Source organism: Halodurantibacterium daqingense (assembly GCF_042666235.1).
GTDB classification, from domain to species: domain Bacteria; phylum Pseudomonadota; class Alphaproteobacteria; order Rhodobacterales; family Rhodobacteraceae; genus Halodurantibacterium; species Halodurantibacterium daqingensis.
Map to the genome: position 1 here is coordinate 144,146 of NZ_JBHTFQ010000002.1, position 19,482 is coordinate 163,627.

At 65.9% G+C, this 19,482-nt stretch carries 17 protein-coding genes and 1 tRNA gene; 9 read left to right on the forward strand and 9 right to left on the reverse strand.

Translation table 11 applies throughout. The annotated features are described in order from the left end of the window. Nucleotides 1-65 precede the first annotated feature (65 nt). Both ACFQXB_RS04110 and ACFQXB_RS04115 read left to right on the forward strand, forming a co-directional pair. Nucleotides 66-2,858 carry a cation:proton antiporter domain-containing protein gene (locus tag ACFQXB_RS04110; protein WP_377399570.1) on the forward strand — a complete coding sequence of 931 codons (2,793 nt, stop codon included), beginning with the start codon at nt 66-68 and terminating at the stop codon, nt 2,856-2,858. A 304-nt stretch (nt 2,859-3,162) separates the two neighbouring features. Next, entirely contained in the window at nt 3,163-4,809 is a 1,647-nt protein-coding gene (locus tag ACFQXB_RS04115; protein WP_377399573.1) for an alpha-amylase family glycosyl hydrolase, read from the forward strand. A gap of 480 nt (nt 4,810-5,289) precedes the next feature. Here ACFQXB_RS04115 and ACFQXB_RS04120 read toward each other — a convergent pair. Then, nucleotides 5,290-5,364: transfer RNA gene (locus ACFQXB_RS04120), tRNA-Gln, on the reverse strand. A gap of 100 nt (nt 5,365-5,464) precedes the next feature. On the opposite strand from ACFQXB_RS04120, the gene ACFQXB_RS04125 reads away from it, so the two are divergent. Then, nucleotides 5,465-6,640, forward strand: a complete 1,176-nt coding sequence (locus ACFQXB_RS04125; RefSeq protein WP_377399576.1) for a BaiN/RdsA family NAD(P)/FAD-dependent oxidoreductase — start codon at nt 5,465-5,467, stop codon at nt 6,638-6,640. Between the two features lie 16 nt (nt 6,641-6,656). On the opposite strand, the gene ACFQXB_RS04130 is transcribed toward ACFQXB_RS04125, so the two are convergent. The 6 genes from ACFQXB_RS04130 to ACFQXB_RS04155 all read right to left on the reverse strand — a co-directional run bounded on the left by ACFQXB_RS04130 (nt 6,657) and on the right by ACFQXB_RS04155 (nt 12,870). Next, on the reverse strand, nt 6,657-8,150 hold the full coding sequence (locus ACFQXB_RS04130) for a phosphomannomutase/phosphoglucomutase (protein ID WP_377399578.1): 1,494 nt from the start codon (nt 8,148-8,150) through the stop codon (nt 6,657-6,659). Between the two features lie 72 nt (nt 8,151-8,222). Beyond that, nucleotides 8,223-9,056, reverse strand: a complete 834-nt coding sequence (gene kdsA, locus ACFQXB_RS04135) for a 3-deoxy-8-phosphooctulonate synthase (RefSeq protein ID WP_377399581.1) — start codon at nt 9,054-9,056, stop codon at nt 8,223-8,225. 8 nt (nt 9,057-9,064) lie between these two features. Then, nucleotides 9,065-10,705 (reverse strand): capsule biosynthesis protein, encoded by a 1,641-nt coding sequence (locus ACFQXB_RS04140; RefSeq protein ID WP_377399584.1) that lies wholly within the window; start codon nt 10,703-10,705, stop codon nt 9,065-9,067. Then, nucleotides 10,683-11,342, reverse strand: a complete 660-nt coding sequence (locus ACFQXB_RS04145) for an ABC transporter ATP-binding protein (RefSeq protein WP_377399587.1) — start codon at nt 11,340-11,342, stop codon at nt 10,683-10,685. The genes ACFQXB_RS04140 and ACFQXB_RS04145 overlap by 23 nt, the downstream gene beginning before the upstream one ends. A 129-nt stretch (nt 11,343-11,471) precedes the next feature. Continuing rightward, nucleotides 11,472-12,524: a permease gene (locus ACFQXB_RS04150; protein ID WP_377399590.1), complete on the reverse strand. Its 1,053-nt coding sequence runs from the start codon at nt 12,522-12,524 to the stop codon at nt 11,472-11,474. After that, complete coding sequence (locus tag ACFQXB_RS04155) at nt 12,517-12,870, reverse strand: ArsR/SmtB family transcription factor (protein WP_377399593.1); 354 nt, start codon at nt 12,868-12,870, stop codon at nt 12,517-12,519. Before ACFQXB_RS04155 ends, ACFQXB_RS04150 begins: the two co-directional genes overlap by 8 nt. A 78-nt stretch (nt 12,871-12,948) precedes the next feature. Here ACFQXB_RS04155 and ACFQXB_RS04160 point away from each other — a divergent pair, with 78 nt between their 5' ends. The 6 genes from ACFQXB_RS04160 to ACFQXB_RS04185 all read left to right on the forward strand — a co-directional run bounded on the left by ACFQXB_RS04160 (nt 12,949) and on the right by ACFQXB_RS04185 (nt 17,976). Next, nucleotides 12,949-13,542 carry a uracil-DNA glycosylase family protein gene (locus tag ACFQXB_RS04160; protein ID WP_377399596.1) on the forward strand — a complete coding sequence of 198 codons (594 nt, stop codon included), beginning with the start codon at nt 12,949-12,951 and terminating at the stop codon, nt 13,540-13,542. Then, nucleotides 13,529-14,311, forward strand: a complete 783-nt coding sequence (locus ACFQXB_RS04165) for an SseB family protein (protein WP_377399599.1) — start codon at nt 13,529-13,531, stop codon at nt 14,309-14,311. The genes ACFQXB_RS04160 and ACFQXB_RS04165 overlap by 14 nt, the downstream gene beginning before the upstream one ends. Nucleotides 14,312-14,470: 159 nt before the next feature. Continuing rightward, a complete protein-coding gene (gene rplM / locus ACFQXB_RS04170) occupies nt 14,471-14,935 on the forward strand; it encodes a 50S ribosomal protein L13 (protein ID WP_377399602.1) in 465 nt (154 codons plus the stop codon). A 2-nt stretch (nt 14,936-14,937) separates the two neighbouring features. Continuing rightward, the gene (gene rpsI / locus ACFQXB_RS04175) at nt 14,938-15,423 is read left to right on the forward strand and encodes a 30S ribosomal protein S9 (protein ID WP_377399605.1); all 486 of its coding nucleotides are present in this window, start codon (nt 14,938-14,940) and stop codon (nt 15,421-15,423) included. 789 nt (nt 15,424-16,212) lie between these two features. After that, nucleotides 16,213-16,473: a hypothetical protein gene (locus ACFQXB_RS04180; RefSeq protein ID WP_377399608.1), complete on the forward strand. Its 261-nt coding sequence runs from the start codon at nt 16,213-16,215 to the stop codon at nt 16,471-16,473. 1,014 nt (nt 16,474-17,487) lie between these two features. After that, nucleotides 17,488-17,976, forward strand: coding sequence for a hypothetical protein (locus ACFQXB_RS04185; RefSeq protein WP_377399610.1), 489 nt, complete (start codon nt 17,488-17,490; stop codon nt 17,974-17,976). A 9-nt stretch (nt 17,977-17,985) separates the two neighbouring features. Here ACFQXB_RS04185 and ACFQXB_RS04190 read toward each other — a convergent pair whose 3' ends face one another. After that, nucleotides 17,986-18,603 carry a TetR/AcrR family transcriptional regulator gene (locus ACFQXB_RS04190; protein WP_377399613.1) on the reverse strand — a complete coding sequence of 206 codons (618 nt, stop codon included), beginning with the start codon at nt 18,601-18,603 and terminating at the stop codon, nt 17,986-17,988. Continuing rightward, nucleotides 18,596-19,477, reverse strand: a complete 882-nt coding sequence (ppk2, locus tag ACFQXB_RS04195; protein WP_377399616.1) for a polyphosphate kinase 2 — start codon at nt 19,475-19,477, stop codon at nt 18,596-18,598. Before ppk2 ends, ACFQXB_RS04190 begins: the two co-directional genes overlap by 8 nt. Between the last annotated feature and the right edge of the window lie 5 nt (nt 19,478-19,482).

A 19,482-nucleotide genomic window follows, 5' to 3' on the forward strand; every position in this document is an offset into this window, starting at 1 on the left:
AACAGTTGCGGCAGAAGCGAAGAGAGGGACTTTTTTCTGTCCTGCGCGCAACTTATGCTGATGGAATGGACGTCATTCTCACTGTTACACTTGTGGCCACGCTGTTCCTGGTGATGGGCCTGTCCGAGCCGCTGGCCGGCCGCCTGCGCATTCCCTACAGCGTGGTGCTGGCGGTGGTCGGGATCGTGATCGGCATCGCTGCGGTCTTTTTCCTGCAGACGCCCCTGACCGATGCGCTGAACCCTGTGGCGCAGGTGATCGTGAACCTGCCGATCACCTCGCAGGTGTTTCTTTACGTGTTCCTGCCGACGCTGCTGTTTCAGGTCTCGCTTGGGTTGAACCTGCGGCGGATGATGGATGACTGGGTGCCCATCCTCACCATGGCGGTGGTGGCCGTGGTCGTGGCGACGCTGGCGGTGGGCTATGCGCTCGCGCCGATTTCGGGATTGCCGCTGGCGGCCTGCCTGCTGATCGGCGCGATCGTCTCCACCACCGACCCTTCTGCGGTGGTCGGGATTTTCCGCAACATCGCCGCCCCGCAGCGCCTGACGCGCATCGTCGAAGGGGAAAGCCTTCTGAATGACGCGGCGGCGATCGCGCTGTTCGGGCTTTTCATCTCGTTCGTCATGCGGGGCGTGCCCGATCCCGATATCGGGGCGGCGCTGCTGCAGTTCCCCTGGCTGATCGCCGGCGGCCTTGGCGCGGGCTGGTTGATGGGGCGCGTTGCCGTGTCGGTGATGTCGCTGGTTGGACGTTATCTGCTGGCGCAGGTCTCGATCAGCGTCGCGCTGCCCTACCTGACCTATGTGCTTGGCGAGCGGGTTCTGGGCGTGTCGGGCGTGGTGGCCGTGGTCGCGGCGGGGATGACGCTGAACCTTGTGGGGCCGGCGCGGCTTCTGCCTGCTGCCTGGAACTATCTGCGCGAAGTCTGGGACCTGCTTGCCCATTGGGCCGGCGCCCTGATCTTCGTGCTGGCGGCGCTGCTGATCCCGCGGCTGATGGGCGATGTGCGACTGGCCGATCTGGGGCTGCTGCTGGTGGTGATCCTGGCGGCGGTGGGTGCGCGTGTCTTCATGCTGTTCGGGGTGTTGCCGCTTCTGAGCTTTGCCCGGCTGTCGCCGCAAGTGCAGCGGCCCTATCGGCTGGCGATCCTCTGGGGCGGGCTCCGCGGTGCGGTGACGCTGGCCCTGGCGCTTGCGGTAACCGAAAACCTGCGTGTTCCGGCCGAGGTGCAGCGCCTGGTCGGTATCCTTGCCACCGGGCTGACCCTGTTCACGCTGATCGCGCAGGGCACGACATTGCGCTGGGTGATCTCGCGCCTCGGGCTGGATCGGCTTTCACCCCTTGATGCGGCGCTGTCGCATCAGGTGATCGCCGTGGCCTTGCAGAATGTGCGCGAGGACGTGGCCGAAAGCGCGCGCGATCACGCACTGTCGCGCGAAACCGTCCGGTCCGAGGCCAAGCGGTTCGGCGAAAGGCTGGACGAGGCAGTGCGCCTGGCCGAGGCCGGCACCGAAATCCTGGACCGCGACCGCATCACGCTGGGGCTGATCGCGCTTGCCGGCCGCGAACGCGACCTGGTGCTTGAAGCCTTCCTGCAACAGCTTGTGTCGCAGCGGCTGGTAGAGCGGATGCTGTCGGATGTGGACCGGCTGATCGAGGCGACCCGGCTTGAAGGCCGCAGCGGTTATCGCCGGGCCGGGCGGCGGGCGCTTGGCTACGGGCCGGGCTACCGCGCCGCGGTCGCCCTGCACAACCGGTTGCGCATCGCGGCACCGCTGGCGCGCTTGACGGCGGAACGGTTCGAGATCCTGCTGAACCAGCGCATGATCCTGCGCGATCTGCACGCCTATATCGACACCAAGATCCGGCGCATCCACGGCCGACGGGTGTCGGACCTGTTGCATGAGCTTCTTGCCCGCCGCGAAGAGGGCACTGAAAGCGCGCTTGCAGGGCTGCGCCTGCAATATCCCGGCTATGCCGAAGAGCTGGAGCGGCAGTATCTGCGGCGCATGGCCCTGCGGCTGGAAGAGCGCGAATATGACGTGCTGCGCGCGGACGGGCTGATCGGCCCGGAGCTGCACACGACACTCCGGCAGCAACTGGCCCGCGCGCGCGGCGAGGTCGAACCCCGCCCAAGGCTCGACCTTGCCGTGCGCAAGACCGAGCTGGTGCGTCAGTTCCCGCTTTTTGCCGATATGGACGAGGCGGCGCGCAAGCGTCTGGCGCGGGCGCTGACCACCGTCTATGCCGAGCCCGGGGAGGTGATCGTGCGCCGTGGCGACACTCCGCGCAGCGTGTTCTTCATCGCCTCGGGCGCGGTCGAGGTGGACACCGCTGGCCAGAAGATCCGTCTGGGCCGGGGCGAGATGTTCGGCCAGCTCGCCATGTTGGGCCGGCAGCGCCGCAAGGGGCAGGTGACGGTCATCAGCCACTCGACGCTTCTGTCACTGGACGAGACGCGATTCCGGCGTCTGCTCGAGCGGCAACCGTCCTTGCGCCAGGCGGTGCGCGACAGCGCGGCGCGGCGGGGTGTGAGGCTTGTCGAAGGGTCGCTGACCGGAGATCTGCAGCCCGCCCCGGTGGCCGAGGCTGCTGCGTCAGCACCCGCAGATCCGTCGCTGCCCCGAGCAGAGGTTCGGCCGGCAGCAGATGAGCGTGGCCCCGTGCCGCAGCGCGGGATCATCGAACCCCGGCCGGGAGGTGCGGCTGAAACAGACGCGGCTGCGGGTGCGCAAGCCCCGGCCCGGCCCGGAGTGGAAGCCGCGGCGTCGGAAGGCGCCGAACAGGCTGCGCCACGTCAGGGAAAGGATGCCTCTGCGCCAGTCTTTCCGGCATCTGCGGATCGCGACGGCTAGGCCCAGGCCGCTTGCGCGGCGCATCGCCTGCACGACATACATCCTTTTGGCTGAGGGCGCGCTCTTGCGGCGATGTGATCGCGGAATCTGTTGAACTTTGGGGTGCAGTGCGGTTTCACGGTAGAGACCTTGGCAGGTGGCAACGTGCCGGATGGACAGGGTGCCTGTCCCGACCCCGTGGCAGGCCGGGAAGGCCCGGTCCTGCCGGCGCGGTCGCCCGGCAGATGCAAGGTGCGCCCGGTTTCGCGCGGGCTGCCGGAAACTGCGGCCCCGATGGCCGGAAAAGAGGAAGGACCTTATCAGCATGAACACGATGACGATCCCGGTCCAGCCCGGGACACGGACCAGCCGCGAATGGTGGCGGGGGGCGGTAATCTACCAGATCTACCCGCGCAGCTATCAGGACAGCAACGGTGACGGGGTGGGTGATCTGCTCGGGATCGTGTCGCGCCTGCCCTATATTGCCAGCCTCGGTGTGGATGCCATCTGGATTTCGCCGTTCTTCACGTCGCCGATGAAGGATTTCGGCTATGATGTCTCGGATTACTGCGACGTGGATCCGATGTTCGGCAGCATGGCCGATTTCGACGCCGTTGTGACAACGGCCCATGCGCTGGGCATCAAGGTGATGATTGACCTGGTGCTCTCGCATACCTCGGCCCAGCATCCCTGGTTCATCGAAAGCCGTCAGAGCCGCGACAATCCCAAGGCCAACTGGTATGTCTGGGCCGAACCAAGCCCCGATGGCACGCCGCCCAACAACTGGCTGTCGATGTTCGGCGGTTCGGCATGGCAGTGGGACAGCCGCCGCTGCCAGTACTACATGCACAACTTCCTGACCTCGCAACCCGATCTGAACTTCCACGAGCCCGAGGTGCAGGAGGCGCTGCTGGATGTGGCGCGTTTCTGGCTGGAGCGGGGGGTCAACGGATTCCGGCTGGACACGATCAATTTCTATTTCCACGACCGGCAGTTGCGCAGCAATCCGCCGCTGCCGCCGGAACGGCGCAACGACCGGATCGCGCCGATGGTGAACCCCTACAACCATCAGGAACATCTGTACGACAAGAACCAGCCGGAAAACCTCGACTTCCTGCGCCGCCTGCGCGCGGTGATGGCGCCTTACGATGCCGCCGCCGTGGGCGAGGTGGGGGATGCGCAGCGCGGGCTGGAGATCATGGGCGAATACACGGCCGGCGACGATCTCATGCAGATGTGCTATGCGTTCGAGCTTCTTTCCAAGGACAATCCCACCGCGCAGTCGCTGGCCGAACTGATGGCCGAGGTCACGCGCGTCGCTGGTCATGGCTGGGCCTGCTGGGCGATGTCGAACCACGATGTGGTGCGCCACATCAGCCGCTGGAACCTCAGCGCCGCCGCTGCGCGCTGTCTGGCCACGCTGCTGATGTGCCTGCGCGGGTCGGTCTGCATCTATCAGGGCGAGGAGTTGGGCCTGCCCGAGGCCGAGGTGAGTTTCGAGGATCTGCAGGATCCCTACGGCATCGAGTTCTGGCCCGAGTTCAAGGGCCGGGACGGCTGTCGCACGCCGATGGTATGGGAGGCGGATGCGCTTAACGCAGGCTTCACGACGGGGCGGCCCTGGCTGCCGATCAGTTCCGAACATCAGCGCCTGGCGGTCTCGGCCCAGGAAACCGATCCCGGGGCACATCTGCATCACTACCGCCGGATCATCGCCTTCCGCCATGTGCATGACGCGTTGATGTGCGGCAAGCTGCGGGACGTGCGCGCCGAGGGCGACCTGCTGACCTTCCACCGGGTTTCTCCGCAGGAGGAGGTGTTCTGTGCCTTCAATCTGGGCGAAACCTCGGTGCAGCTGACCCTTCCCGAGGGCGACTGGCAACCGATCGGCGCCGAGGTCAACAGCGCCGCGCCGCGCGACGGGGTGGTGCAGCTGGGCCATTGGCAACCCTGTCTCGTGGTTCGCCGCTGATCGACGGCGAGGGGCAGGAGCGCGGGCGGCAAAGGCGGGCCGCGAAGCGCTTCGGATGGCGCGGCGGCACAACCCCGGCATGATCGGACGGATCCGGGCCGCCCCAGCGGCGGTTCGGACAAGACCCGTTGCCCGATTTGCCCGCGCACCTCGCAATCACCGGCGGGAGGGCCGGCGCAGCTCGGCTGCTGCAGCATGGACACGATCCGGGGGCGGTTCGGCAGAACAGGAGCGGCGTCCGGTCGGCGGCCGGTGACCCGCGGGGTTTGCGGCCTTCACAGCGCCATGCCCGGCTTCATCTGAGACCATGCGGCTGATCGAACGGCACCCGGGTGGAGGCCGATCAGTTACCCATCCCTGTCGTTGCAATGCCTGGTCACAGCCATTCGCAAGGAACAGCGAACTGACCTGTGCCTTCTGTCGAGTCATTGCACGACAGGGCGATGGACGCGGCATCGTGAGCGTAATCTCTGGAAAATTTGGCTGGGGCGGTAGGATTCGAACCTACGGTACACGGTACCAAAAACCGATGCCTTACCACTTGGCCACGCCCCAACTGTGAGGCGGTATTTATCCAAGCATTCCGGGGGCTGCAAGACCAAAAACGCATCGGATGCCACATTGTCGGCCACGGATTTCGCGGGTAAGCGGGGGCATGGAAAAACACGATGTCATCGTTCTGGGTGCCGGCGCGGCGGGCCTTTACTGCGCGATCGAGGCCGCGCGGCGGGGGCGTCGCGTCGTGGTTCTGGATCATGCAAAGGCGCCCGGCGAAAAGATCCGCATCTCGGGCGGGGGGCGCTGCAACTTCACCAATCTCCAGATCGCGCCGGAGCGATTCCTGTCGCAGAACCCGCGCTTTGCGCTTTCGGCGCTGCGGCGCTACACGCAGCACGATTTCATCGCCCGGGTGAACGCGGCCGGAATCGCGTGGCATGAAAAGACGCTGGGGCAGCTGTTCTGCGACGGCTCGGCCGGGCAGATCGTGGACATGCTGCTGCGCGATCTTGCAGCGGCCGGAGGGGTGCTGCGGCTGGGCGTGACCCCGCGCGAGATCGGCCATGACGGCAGCTTTGTGGTCAGAACCGACGACGGCGCGTTCCGCGCCCCGCGTCTGGTCGTGGCGACGGGCGGCAAGTCGATCCCCAAGATGGGGGCGACGGGCCTTGGCTATCGCATTGCGGAACAGTTCGGGCTGCGGCTGGTGGAAACGCGCCCGGGGCTTGTGCCGCTGACCTTCGGGCCCGAGGTTCTGGACCCTCTGCGCCCCCTCGCCGGCATCGCGGTCCCCGCGCGGGTGTCCTGCGGCAAGGCGGCGTTCGAGGAGGGGCTTTTGTTCACCCATCGCGGCCTCTCCGGGCCCTCGATCCTGCAGATTTCGTCCTATTGGCGCGAGGGGGACAGCCTGCGTGTCAACCTTGCTGCGGATCGCGACGTGGCCGCGGACCTTGCCGCGATCAAGGCGTCGCAGGGGCGGATCGCGGTCAAGACGGCGCTGGCGCGGATCCTGCCCGAACGGCTGGCACAGGTAGTGGCCGAGCGGCTGGCGCTGAAGGGCAATCTGGCCGACCAGTCCAAGGCGGCGATGGCCGCACTGACCGCCGCCGTGACGGAGTGGGAGGTCAAGCCCAACGGGTCCGAGGGCTACCGCACCGCCGAGGTGACGCTGGGCGGCGTTGACACGCGCGATCTGGACGCCCGCACGATGGAGGCGCGGGGGGTGCCGGGCCTTTATTTCATCGGTGAGGTGGTGGACGTGACCGGCTGGCTGGGCGGCTACAACTTCCAGTGGGCCTGGTCATCAGGATGGGCGGCGGGGCAGGCGGTCTGACCCGCCCCGCAGCAGGTCAAAGCGTCTGGTCGTAATCGCCGACCGAAGGCTCGGTCCGGATCACCGCGTCGATATCCTCGAAAATCGCGCGCAGTTCATCGTGGCTTTCGGGGCTTTCGCAGACCACCACCAGGTTCGGCGTGTTGGAGGAAGCCCGCACCAGCCCCCAACCCCCGTTGTCGAGGATCACCCGCGCGCCGTTCACGGTCACCACCGTCTCGATCCTGCGGCCGCCGAGGGTGCCGCCCTCATCCGCACGCGCGACGAGCTTTTCGACCAGCCGCTCCAGCACCTGATATTTCTCGCCATCCGCGCAATAGGGCGACATCGTGGGCGAGGAATAGGTGACCGGCAGGTCCTTGCGCAGATCGGAAACCTTCTTGTCGGGGTTGCGGTCCATCAGCTTGCAGATCTCGACCGCGACGCGCATTCCGCAGTCGAAGCCGCGCCCGATTTCCCCCGCAAGGAAGTAATGGCCCGACTTCTCGAAGCCCGCCAGCGCGCCGATCTCGCGCACCCGGCGCTTCATGTGGCTGTGGCCGGTCTTCCAGTAATCGGCCTTGGCGCCATGTTCCTTCAGCACCGGGTCCGAGGCAAAAAGCCCGGTCGATTTCACATCGGCCACGAAGGTCGATCCCGGATAGATCTTGATCAGGTCGCGCGCCATGATGACGCCGACCTTGTCGGCAAAGATCTCCTCGCCCTCGTCGTCAACCACGCCACAGCGATCGCCATCGCCGTCAAAGCCAAGCGCAAGGTCCGCGCCCGAGGCCTTCACGGCGTCAGCCATGTCGTGCAGCATTTCCAGCGCTTCGGGGTTCGGGTTGTAGTTCGGGAAGGTGTAGTCGAGCTCATTATGCAGCGGCACGACCTCGGCGCCGATGCGGCGCAGCAGCTCCGGCGCAAAGGCCGAGGCGGTGCCGTTCCCGGTGGCGCAGACGATCTTGAGCGGGCGCGACAGCCGGAAGTCGCCGGCCAGATCGTCCAGATAGGCTTCCTTGACGCCCTCGACAAATTCATAGCGCCCGCCCTCGCGCACCTCGCCAAGGCCGCCAAGGACGATGTCGCGCAGTTCGGCCATTTCCTCGGGGCCGTGGGTCAGCGGGCGGTCAAAGCCCATCTTGACCCCCGTCCAGCCGTTCGGATTGTGGCTGGCCGTTACCATCGCCACCGCCGGCACATCCAGATGGAACTGCGCGAAATAGGCCATCGGCGACAGCGCCGGGCCGATATCCTTGACGTGGATGCCTGCCTGCATCAGCCCCAGCACCAGCGCGTTCTTGATGGCGAGCGAGTAGTCGCGATAGTCGTTCCCGACCGCGATCACCGGCTCCAGCCCGCGCTTGTGCATCTGCGTGCCAAGGCCGAGACCAAGCGCCGTCATCCCGGGCAGGTTGATTTCCTGCGGATATTTCCAGCGCGCGTCATATTCGCGAAAGCCCGTGGGCGCGATCATCGCGTCGCGCAGGAAGCTCCAGGTATTCGGCGTGACGGTGGGCAGGGGTGTCATATGGTAAACTCTCGCAATTGTTCAGTCACAGTTGATTGCATCGCCGTGTGGCACGCGACCATGACGCTATAGTCACAGGGACAGCGGATGTGCCTTGGCCAACGCATCGAATGCCATCAGGGTTTCGAGAAGGCGCGGCATGTCGTCAAGGGCGATCATGTTCGGCCCGTCCGATGGCGCGCTGTCGGGGGCTTCGTGGGTCTCGATGAACACACCGGCAATGCCGAGGCTGACGGCTGCGCGGGCCAGCACCGGCGCGAATTCCCGCTGGCCGCCCGATGCGCCGCCAAGCCCTCCCGGTTGTTGCACCGCATGCGTCGCATCCATGATGACCGGATAGCCGGTGGTCGCCATCTGTGGCAGGCCCCGCATATCGGTCACCAGCGTGTTGTAGCCGAAAGAGGTGCCGCGTTCCGTCAGCAGGATCCGGTCGTTGCCGGTCGAGGCGACCTTGGCTGCCACATTCGGCATGTCCCAAGGGGCAAGGAACTGGCCCTTCTTCACGTTGACCGCTGCCCCGGTTGCGCCCGCGGCCAGCAGAAGGTCGGTCTGACGGCAGAGAAATGCAGGGATCTGAAGCACGTCCACGGCCTCGGCCACGGGGGCGCAGTGGCCCGGTTCGTGCACATCGGTCAGAACAGGGCAACCGATGCTGCGGCGCACGCCTTGCAGGACCGCAAGCCCCTTGTCCATCCCCAGCCCCCGCCGCCCCGACAGCGAGGTGCGGTTGGCCTTGTCATAACTTGCCTTGAACACATATCCCGCGCCGAGTGCCGCGCAGATTTCAGCCATGCGTCCGGCGATCATCTGGGCGTGATCGGCGCTTTCAAGCTGGCAGGGGCCGGCGATCACCAGCAGCGGCAAGTCATTCGCAACCGTGACCGGGCCGATCTGGATCTGTTTCATCTTCCTGGTCATGCCGAGACCTGTTCCCGCAGGATCGAGGCGGTCATCGACAGCATGAGGTAGATCCCTCCGAAGATCAGAAACACCAGAGCGGTATTCTCGAAGGCGCGGGGATAACTCGGTTCGTCGGGTGCGACCGGGCTTACCCCCAGCGAAAGGTAGCGGACCTGCTTGTTGGCCTCGATCCGCGCGGCTTCAAGCTGTTGCAGCGCCTGGGCCAGCATGGCCTGCCGGGTGTGCACATCGGCCTGCGCGACCAGAAGCTCGCTTTGAATACGCGCGATCGACAGACCGGTCGCGCTGTCCTGGGTCAGGCGGGCACGGGTCGTCGCGATCTCGCTCTCGAGCGTTGCGATACGCCGTTCAAGGGGATCAACACGCGCGCGGTTCGGGTTCGGGTTCGACAGCAGCTCCTGAAGCGTCAGCCGTTCCTGGGTCAGCTGGTTTTCAAGTTGCGAGATCTGGTTCGTCAGCAGGTTTACCTCGACCTCGCTCGAAATCACCTCATAGCTCTGCTGAAGTTCCACGACACGCCGCTGGGCGGCCAGCATCTTGGCTTCGGCATCCTCGAAGCTCGTCGTCGCGCCGCTCATCTGGTCGGCGCGCAGGCGTTGGGTCAGTTGATCGACCTGTTCCTCGGCATAGGAAATCAGCGCCAGCGCAAAGGCGCGCGCCACATCGGGATCGGCGGCGATCACCTCCATCTTGAGGATGCCCTCGGTCGGATCATAGCCGATCTGGACCATGCGCTTGTAGACGCGATAGGCGGCTTCATTGGTGGCGTCGGCAGGCAGGCGGTGAATCGGATCGATGCTTTCCTGGCTGAAATGCGCCTTGAAGCCCAGTTCTGCGTCCAGCCGCAGCATCGCCTCGCGCGATTGCAGATAGCTTTGGACGGTGATCGAATCCTGCGACGTGGCAAGGCCGGTGCCGGAAAACAGCCCGCCCAGCTGCGACTGCTGCCCTTCGGCCTGCTGGATCACCATCTCTGACAGCGTGGAATAAAGCGGCGTTGCCACCCGGTAGTAATAATAACCGGCGATAACCGTCGGCAGGAAGACGAAGAACAGAAGCTGCGCCACCAGCAGCATCATCCGGCGCTGGCGTCGGCGCGCGATGTCGCGCTGGATCGACAGGATCTGCCGGGTGCGGTCTTCCTCGGCGCGGCGTTCCGGCGAGGGTGGCGGGGCGGGCTGCAGTTTGCGCGGAAGCTGATCGCCCTCGACGCGGGCAATGTCGGTGCCCGGCGCGCCGTCATCCTGGCCGATCACCAGTTCCAGCATGTTCTCGCGGCTGAACGGGTCGATGCCGCGGGCGCGCAACTGGTGAACGGCGTCGAGATCCGAACTGCAGTCGATCCCGTGCCTGATGGCCAGCCGTCGCGCCATGCGCAATTGCCGGCTGGTCAGGTTTTCGTCGCCGGCATCCGGACCGGCGGTTCCGGCGGAGCCTCCGGCAAGCATATCGTCGCGATCGGGGGCCTCGAACATATGCGCGTCGTCGCGCTCGGATGCCTGCGCGGCCTTGCCCTTGCGGGGCTGCGTGGCGCGCGCTGCGGATTTCGCCGCCGCGGCGCCTTCGCCCGGGCCAGCCGCATCGCTGCCGGACAGGCGGACACGGTATTTCTTAGCTCTGGGCCTGGTAGTCATAAAGCTGTCTCGCCTCTTCCAGAGAGTTGAACATGTAAAGCTGGCCGTCGCGCAGCACCGCGGCGCTCCGGCAGAATTTCTCGAGCGTCTCGGGCTGGTGCGAGACGATGACCACGGTGGCGCTGCTCAGACGTTCGCGCAGCAGGGCGCCCGCACGTCGGTTGAATTCCACATCCGTGGTGCCTGGCATGCCTTCGTCGATCAGATAGATGTCGAAATCAAGCGCGAGCATCAGCGAAAAGCTGAATCGTGCCCGCATCCCCTGGCTGTAGGTGCCGACCGGCATGTCGAAATATTCCTCGATGCCGCAGATCCAGCGCGAAAATGCCTCGACGTAATCGGGGTCGAGCCCGTAGAGACGGGCGATGTAGCGGGCGTTTTCCTTGCCGCTGTGCTTGCTGACCACTCCGCCCATGAAGCCGAGCGGGAAGGAGATGCGGCAGCCGCGGCGGATCGTGCCCTCGTCGGGCTTTTCCAGTCCCGCCATCATGTTGATCAGCGTGGTCTTGCCGGTGCCGTTGGGGGCAAGGATGCCCAGCGAGTTTCCCAGTTCCACCCGGAACGATGCACGGTCAAGGATGACCTTGCGCTGCTTGCCGGTCCAGAAGGATTTGCTGACATTCGTGAACTCAAGCATTCGCGCCAATTCCCGCGCCACGGCGCGTGCCTTGTCGTGCCGTCACGGCAGGGCGCCGGGCACGACACGCATTATGCGGGAAAAGCCTGCCTTTTGACAACCGCGATATTGCAGCGCAGCAAAGAGCCGCTAAACCATCTGCCAAAGGCTGCCGGCAATCACGGCGCCCCCCAGCGCAAGCCCGATATAGGCCGCGAAGACGCGCGGCTTGACCAGCGCCCAGACAGCCACCGCCGCAGGAATGCAGCTGACGCCCCCGGCGATGACAAAGGCCATCGCGGCGCCCTGGCTCATGCCTTGCTGCAAAAGGGTCTGCACCAGCGGCACGGCGGCATAGCCGTTCAGATAGGCGGGCGCCCCGACCAGCGCCGCGAGAACGATCGGCAGAAGGCCGTCGCCGCCCAGCAGCGCGCCGATCATCGTGGCCGGCACATAGGCCAGCATCAGCGACTGCAGCAGATAGGCCAGCGCCAGCCATTTGGTCAGGAACAGAAGCTGGGTCAGTGCGGTGGTGCCAAAAACCTGCCGCCGCGCGCCGTCGGTCCAGAAGGCCCAGCGGGGCGATGTTTCCAGCGCCGCCTGAGCTGACGCGCCACTGCCACAGCTGCTTGAGGCGCAGCACGACGTCCGGGGACGCCCGGCCCGCAGCGGATCGGCAAAGATCGGCGACCGCGCGAGACTGCGCACCACCAGCCCGCCGCCGATACCCAATCCGACCGCCGCGATCGTCTTGGCCACTGCGAAGGGCAGGCCCAGCGTGCCGGCGGTGATCGCGAACATCGCCGGATCCATCAGCGGCGACGCGAGCCACAACGCCATGACCGCCGACAGCGGCGCCCCAAGCGCGAGAAGCGCTGCGATCAGCGGAATGACCTCGCAGGAGCAGAAAGGTGCAAGTCCGCCCACCGCTGCCGCCAGCACGATCATGCGCAGCTCATGCCCCTGAAAGGCGCGGGCAACCAGACCCTCGGCCTCGGCGGCGCGCAGCCAGGCCACGGCGGCGACAGCAAAAAGGATGTAGGGCAGGGTGCCGAGCAGCGACTCGGTCGCGCCGCTCAGTGCCGGGCGAACCTGCGTCGGGTCAAGCACCGCCAGTGCGACGGGGATCAGCAGCAGTGCCAGCACTGCGCCATCGGGGCGGAACCGGGTGCGTGCAGGGTGGACGTGGGTGGTGTCAGCCATGGTCGTGGCTCCCGGTTGGATCTGGACAGTCGGCGCAGCATTCCAGCAGCAGGAAATCGGAAAGCTTGCGGATCTCGGCATGCGCGGCTGCGGCGCAGATGATCTGGCGCCCCTTGCGCGCCTGGATCACCAGCCCGGCCTGCGCCAGCGTCTTCATGTGAAAGGTCAGCGTCGAGCCGGTGATGCCGCAGCGTTCGCCCAGTTCGCCGATGCTCAGCCCGACCGGCCCGGCCCGCACCAAGGCGCGCAGCACCGAAAGCCGCTGTTCGGATCCAAGCGCGGCAAAGGTAAGGGCTGCCTGTTCAAGCGAGAGGCCGGGCGCGCGGGGAGGAGGATTCGTTTTCATGATTCTAGTAATATCGAAGTAACGGAATAATGCAAGGCTCCTGTTGCGGCCCGGGAACAAATCCCTAGATGCAGCGGCATGGATCTTCTGTCTCAGATCGGCGGATGCAGGCTCTGCGCCGGGCGCTTTGCCGCCACAGCCACCCGCCACAGCCCGCGGCCCGTTCCCTGGTTCCGGCCCACGGCGCGGATCCTGATCGCGGGTCAGGCCCCCGGTCTGCGTGTGCACGCGGCCGGGCGCCCCTTCGCGGATGCTTCGGGCATCCGGCTGCGCGGCTGGCTCGGCATGTCCGAGGACGAATTCTATGACCGGGATCGTGTGGCCGTGGTGCCGATGGCCTTCTGTTTTCCGGGCTATGATGCCAAGGGATCGGATCTTCCGCCTCCGTCCTTGTGCGCGGCGACCTGGCATCAGCGGGTCATGGCCGGCATGCCAAACCTGCAGACGCTGCTGCTCGTGGGCGCCTATGCGCAGCGCTGGCACCTGGGCACCCGGGCCAGCGTGACCGAGACGGTCGGGCGCTGGCGTGATCATGCACCCCGGCGCTGGCCCTTGCCGCACCCGTCCTGGCGCACTACGGGTTGGGCCCGGAAGAATCCGTGGTTCGAGGCCGAGTTGCTGCCCGAACTGCGCGTCCATCTGCGAAAGGTGCTGGATGATGACCCCGCTTGACACAGCCCATGCCGCCATGACGGCCGCCCCCGAGGACGATGCCGCGCGATTGCGGTTCTACGAGCGGCTAGCCGATGGAGAGATGTTCCTGCTGCTCGAGTCCGAGCCGGAGGGCGAAACCCTTGTGCCGCAGGTCTTTCCCCTGGAGGAAGGCAGTTATGTGCTGATCTTCGACCAGGATGAACGCCTGGCCGAGTTCGTCGGGGCCACTGCCCCCTATGCCGCCTTGCCGGGGCGGGTGATCGCCTCGCTTCTGGCCGGGCAGGGGGTTGGGCTGGGCGTCAATCTTGGTGTGGCCCCGTCGTCGATGCTGATCCCGTCCGATGCGGTGGACTGGCTTGCCCGCACCCTGGGTCACGCCCCGACCGAGCTTGAGGCCCGCCCCGAGGAGTTTCTTGCCCCCAAAGGCCTTCCCGAGGCACTGCTGACGGCGCTGGATGGCAAGCTGGCGCGGGCCGGGGGCCTGGCCTCGACCGCCTATCTTGCCGGGGTGCGCTATGAGGGCGGGCGGCGCGGCCACATGCTGGCCTTCATCGACACGGCCGAAGGGGCCGAGGGCCCGCTTGCCCGCGCGGCCGCCGAGGCGCTGACCTTCTCGGGGATCGATGCAGGCGAAATGGACGTGGCCTTTTTCCGCGCGCAGGATCCGCTGGCGGCGGTGCTGGCGCGGGTCGGCCTGCGTTTTGATCTGCCCCAGCCCGAACAGCCCTCACAGGTGGCGCCCCAGCCCCCGGGAATGGACCCGTCGAAGCCGCCGAAACTGCGCTGACTTTGGGGTATTCGGATACCTATTTTTCAACACAATGTTTTTGCTCGATTTTTCAATGAACATGCCGCTTGACGTGAGCAGCGAAGTCGTTAGAACACGGCCATCCCGGGCCCGCCATCAGGCTGGCCCCTGACCGTTTCTCTCGAAGTAGGGCCAGCAATGAAAACCTATACCGCAAAACCGGCGGAGATTGAGAAGAAGTGGATCCTGATCGATGCCGAAGGCATCGTTCTGGGCCGCCTCGCCACGATCGTCGCCATGCGCCTGCGCGGCAAGCACAAGCCGACCTTCACCCCCCATATGGACATGGGTGACAACGTCATCATCATCAACGCCGACAAGGTGCAGATGACGGGCAACAAGCGTAACGACAAGACCTACTACTGGCACACCGGCCATCCCGGCGGGATCAAGAGCCGCACCGCGCGCCAGATCCTTGAAGGCGATCACCCCGAGCGCGTGATCGAGAAGGCCGTCAAGCGCATGCTGCCCGGCGGCAAGCTGTCGCGCCAGCAGATGACCAACCTGCGCATCTACGCCGGCGCCGAGCATCCGCATGAAGCGCAGCAGCCCGAAGTTCTCGACCTCAAGCCGCTGAACCCGAAAAACACGCGGAGCGCATGATCATGGCCGAAGATATCAAAACCCTCGACGATCTGAAGTCGGTCGTGTCCGGCACGCCCGCCGCCGAGGCCGAGGCGCCCCGCACCCCCGTGCGCGACGAGCACGGCCGGTCCTATGCCACCGGCAAGCGGAAAGATGCGGTTGCCCGCGTGTGGATCAAGCCGGGCACCGGCAAGGTCACCGTCAACGGCAAGCCGATCAACGAATACTTCGCGCGCCCGGTGCTGCAGATGATCCTGCGCCAGCCGTTCCAGATCACGAATGTCGAAGGGCAGTTCGATGTGATGGCAACCGTGAAGGGCGGTGGCCTTTCGGGTCAGGCCGGTGCGGTGAAGCACGGCATCTCTAAGGCGCTCCAGCTTTACGAACCCTCGCTGCGCGGCGCGCTCAAGGCGGCAGGCTTCCTGACCCGCGACAGCCGCGTGGTGGAACGGAAGAAATACGGCAAGGCAAAGGCTCGCCGGAGCTTCCAGTTCTCGAAGCGTTAACAAGAACGCTGACGGCAGAACGATCGATGACCTGGAAAGCGCAGTTCCTGCTGCGCTTTCTTGTTTTTTTGGCACAATCCCACATCTCGAAGTCTTGCCGTCCATGGCGGCGCGGTCGGCCACCCGCTTGCTTTGCGCCGCGGGCTTGATCGCGCAATCGCAACGATTCTGCGGCGAACGACTTTCCGACGAAGACGCGTGAATCACCTCCGGCCGTCCCCGTTGGAGGTCTTGTAGAAGATGCCACTTCCTTCCCGACGAGGAATTGCGCCTGGTTCACGGGGGCGCGACAACGGCAACAGGCCTCGGCGAGATGTGCTCTGGTCCTCGATGTCCACCGGGAAGCATCACGCCCTTCGCTGATCTGAGCTCGATTGCGCTGACGGCGCCTGCGCGGCGAGCCCTTAGTGGCCGCCGTGGGTCGCCATAGGGTGCTCGAACCGCTGGGGTCAAGGGTGGCGGAGCCCGGTCGCGTTCAAGTCGACGCCTCGCTTCCTGCCAGCGAACCGTCCACATCCGCCATGTAGTTCCGTCGTTCCAGTTTTCTGCGGTCACGGAGTCCGTGCCGCGGTCGATGGGAGCATCGCCTGGGCTCAGTAACGGCGGGTCGTGGACGGCCGAGTTCAAACAGATGTTGCTCGCGTGTCATTAGGGCTTCGTTAAGAACTGGCAGAATAGGATGCGAGAACCATCCAAGGCGCAATCACGCGGTTATGTTCAGCCAAGGATTGACGGACGCGGTGCGGGTGGCTCACTCTGCAACGGAGCAGTACAGACAAGAGTCCTCGAATGGCCCGTCTATCGATCTTTCACAACCCGCTTGGTGGCGGCAGCAGTCTTGGCCTGCGCAAGACGGACAGCGGCACGACCGAGATCATCTTTGACGACGGCGTTGCCCGGCGTCTGGTGTGGCGCGTCGCGTCCCCCGGCATTGCCGAGCATCGGCTCAGTGATGCGCTGCGCGCGGCCATACATCAGACCCGCGTGCTTCCGGCACTTTATGCCGAGTTGAAGAAGCGTAGCATCGCGATCGAGAGCGTGATCCGCTGAACCACACGGCCAGGGGGCATGCTGACCAACGCCGAGGGGGGTTCCTGCCGTCCTGCTCCCAACCTGGAACTCGACCCGGTGAGGGCTCTGGACCCTTCGATGCGACCCGGTCCGCCGGCACCCGTGCCCCGTCCTGCTGATCGCGCAGGAACAAAGCGCGAGGCGGCACGCCTGGATCGACCCGCAGTATGCGAAAGCCTTGCGCGCATTCGCCACCGCCCGCCGGAAAGCCGCCGAAGTGTGTGCTCCGGTGCGGCAACCGGGATCATCCGCCGTGTCTGCGGCTCTGCCCGGGCAGGTTCATCGTGCAACATCGACCCAGGTCGATCGCGGCCCGAAAGGTCGCCCGCGTGCCGGCGGTTGCGACTGACCTGTCCGCCCGGCGGCGCGCGCCATCATCGCGGCGACGGATTCCGACGCTTCGCGCCGAGAGCTGCAACAGAGCCCTCATGCGCGGCTTCCGCCGAGAGGCCGAGCGCCGGGCGGGCCGTGACAAGATGCGGCGACCTCCGCAGGTTCATGTGGTAACACCGGATTCTCGCCCTCGGCCGGCACGATCGGGCGGTTGCGCAGCTTTCATGGGCGCGGCAGAAAAGCGGTCCGGTCAGGATGGCGAGAGCCATCGGGCACCAGATCCTGACAAGCCTGACAAGGGCCGTGATGAAAGCGTCAGCCGCCCCGTCCACATCCGGCCCGCCCTCTCTGGCGCAACCAGTGAAAGGTCGAGGGGGCAAAACTGACGAAAGGGATGATCGCGGCGGCGTGGTCCGCGACGCATTGTTTCCGGGGAAGTTCCGGCAGGCCGGCACACGCCCAAACCGCCCCTTCCCGAACTCATCACCCGTTTCGGCAATTGCCGGCTGCCCAAGGTGCCCCTGTCGCCGGTCAGCGGGCGGATCGGTCCGCGCGCTGTCGATCCGGTGGCTTGCCGCGTGTGTTTCGCTGGCGCTTGCCAGGCCGGGCCGCGTTTGAACCTGCTTGCGGTTCCGCCGCAGGCCGGCCATCCTCGGGCGGATGAGCGATGATTACCCGGAACGGCTTCTGACCCACTACCTCGGCGATCGTTGGTGCGCGCCGCTGGGGCAAAGGCTGTGCCCCGTTGCTCTTCCCGGGGATGGGGGGCGGGTGGGCCATCTGGTTCTTGCCGGCCCCGAGGATCTCGGTCGGGCGCGGCATCGCCTGAAGGGGGGCATGGCCCCCCCGACGCGCGGCTCTGAAGCCGCGAACCGTCCGGTTCTTCCGCCGACGACCGGCGCGCCTTCCGCGCCGCTGATCGAGGTGGTGCAGGGAATTGTGACGATGCGAATCGTGATGCCGGGCGAACTGGCCGGCCATCTGCTGCCGTATCTCGCGCGGGGCTGGCCATGCCTTCTGCTTGCCACGCCCGCGGCGGCGCTGTCAGCCGTGCAGCTTGTCGAGGCGTTGCACCGTGCACATCAGACCCAGGGGCGGCTGGGTCTGCTTTACGTGGAGCCGGAGCCGGAGCCGGGCTCTTCGGGCTGAGGCCGCCGTTCAGCGATCCGGCGGCAAGAGGCCGAGCCCGCGCAGATAGATGCCAATGCCGCTTTCCAGCAGATCCTCGGGCGGGAAGGGCGCGCGCGCGCCGGGGGCACCGCGCGCGAAAAGCTCGACCACTCCGTGGCTCATTGCCCAGATATGCGCGGAAAACATCGCTGCAGGCGGGCGCTTGTCCGGGGGAATATGCTGGGACAGCGCGTTGGCCGCGCGTTCCAGCACCGCGTTTGCCCGGGCGGCGCCGGCCGCAAGTTCGGGCGTCTGGTTCTGGGAAATCCCGCTTTCGAACATGGCCATGTAATGCGCCGGATGGCGCCGCGCGAAAGCGAGATAGGCCCGCCCCACGGCCTCGAACGCCGCGAGCGCACTGGGCTTGCCGTCGTTGAAGGCATAGTCCATCAGATCGGCGAAGATCGCATAGCCCTGAACTGCGCATTCGGCAATCAGATCCTCGCGCCCGGCAAAGTGGCGATAGACGGCAGCCGGAGTCACGCCAGCGGCCTTGGCGGCCTCTGACAGGGTGAAGCCCTGGGGACCTTTCTCGCCGATCAGGTCAAGCGCGGCCTCGACCAACGCCTGGCGCAGATTGCCGTGATGATAGCCGCGCTTAGCCACGTCCGTTTCCAAGGCGGAGCTCGGGGCCGCCGCAGATCGCCGGGTCCGGGACCCCGACAAGGGCATCATCGCGGCCGTGATAGGCCACGGAGGACAACACCTTCCGGATCACCGCCAGCCGCGCGCGATGCTTGTCATCGGCAAGGATCACCGTCCAGGGGGCAAAGCCGAAATCGCTGCGGGCAAGCGTATCGGTGATTGCGGCGCTGTAGGCGTGCCACTTGTGCAGGCCCTCGACGTCGATCGCGCTCAGCTTCCATTGCTTGAGCGGATCGCGTTCGCGCGCCAGCATCCGGCGCAACTGTTCCGCCTGACCTATTTCAAGCCACAGCTTCACGAGGTGCATTCCTTCGTCGATCAGCATCTGTTCGACGGCGGGAAGCTGCACGAAGAACCGCGCGCGCTCTGCCTCGGTGCAAAAGCCGAACACAGGTTCAAGAACACCCCTATTATACCAGCTTCGGTCGAACAGCGCCATGCGCCCGGCCTGCGGCAGGCGTTCGATATACCGCTGGAAGAACCACTGGCGGGCCTCGTCCTCCGAGGGTTTGTCCAGCGCCTCGATCCGCGCCACCCGGGGGTTGAGGTTGAGGGTAAAGCGCGAGATGGCTCCCCCTTTCCCGGCGGTATCGCGGCCCTCGAACAGGATCACCAGCCGCGTGCCCGAGCGGCGGACCCAATGCTGAAGCTTCACAAGCTCCAGTTGCAGGGCCGAAAGCTCGCATTCATAGTCCGCCTTTGCCATCCAGCGATCATAGGGATAGCCCGGCGTGACGATTTCCTTCGTGCCGGCGCCGTCCAGGGCAGCGCGCACATGGTGCGGGGCGTCCTCGGCAAGGAAACGCGAGATGGCGCCATCAAAGGGCAGGGACATGCGGT

Coding starts and splice junctions, on each gene's coding strand:
- ACFQXB_RS04125 (WP_377399576.1), top strand. CDS start 5,465: ATGGAAAAACACGATGTCATCGTTCTGGGTGCCGGCGCGGCGGGCCTT.
- ppk2 (WP_377399616.1), bottom strand. CDS start 19,477: ATGTCCCTGCCCTTTGATGGCGCCATCTCGCGTTTCCTTGCCGAGGAC.
- kdsA (WP_377399581.1), bottom strand. CDS start 9,056: ATGAAACAGATCCAGATCGGCCCGGTCACGGTTGCGAATGACTTGCCG.
- ACFQXB_RS04110 (WP_377399570.1), top strand. CDS start 66: ATGGACGTCATTCTCACTGTTACACTTGTGGCCACGCTGTTCCTGGTG.
- ACFQXB_RS04165 (WP_377399599.1), top strand. CDS start 13,529: ATGACCCCGCTTGACACAGCCCATGCCGCCATGACGGCCGCCCCCGAG.
- ACFQXB_RS04115 (WP_377399573.1), top strand. CDS start 3,163: ATGAACACGATGACGATCCCGGTCCAGCCCGGGACACGGACCAGCCGC.
- ACFQXB_RS04130 (WP_377399578.1), bottom strand. CDS start 8,150: ATGACACCCCTGCCCACCGTCACGCCGAATACCTGGAGCTTCCTGCGC.
- ACFQXB_RS04140 (WP_377399584.1), bottom strand. CDS start 10,705: ATGACTACCAGGCCCAGAGCTAAGAAATACCGTGTCCGCCTGTCCGGC.
- ACFQXB_RS04145 (WP_377399587.1), bottom strand. CDS start 11,342: ATGCTTGAGTTCACGAATGTCAGCAAATCCTTCTGGACCGGCAAGCAG.
- ACFQXB_RS04150 (WP_377399590.1), bottom strand. CDS start 12,524: ATGGCTGACACCACCCACGTCCACCCTGCACGCACCCGGTTCCGCCCC.
- ACFQXB_RS04155 (WP_377399593.1), bottom strand. CDS start 12,870: ATGAAAACGAATCCTCCTCCCCGCGCGCCCGGCCTCTCGCTTGAACAG.
- ACFQXB_RS04185 (WP_377399610.1), top strand. CDS start 17,488: ATGAGCGATGATTACCCGGAACGGCTTCTGACCCACTACCTCGGCGAT.
- ACFQXB_RS04180 (WP_377399608.1), top strand. CDS start 16,213: ATGGCCCGTCTATCGATCTTTCACAACCCGCTTGGTGGCGGCAGCAGT.
- rplM (WP_377399602.1), top strand. CDS start 14,471: ATGAAAACCTATACCGCAAAACCGGCGGAGATTGAGAAGAAGTGGATC.
- rpsI (WP_377399605.1), top strand. CDS start 14,938: ATGGCCGAAGATATCAAAACCCTCGACGATCTGAAGTCGGTCGTGTCC.
- ACFQXB_RS04160 (WP_377399596.1), top strand. CDS start 12,949: ATGGATCTTCTGTCTCAGATCGGCGGATGCAGGCTCTGCGCCGGGCGC.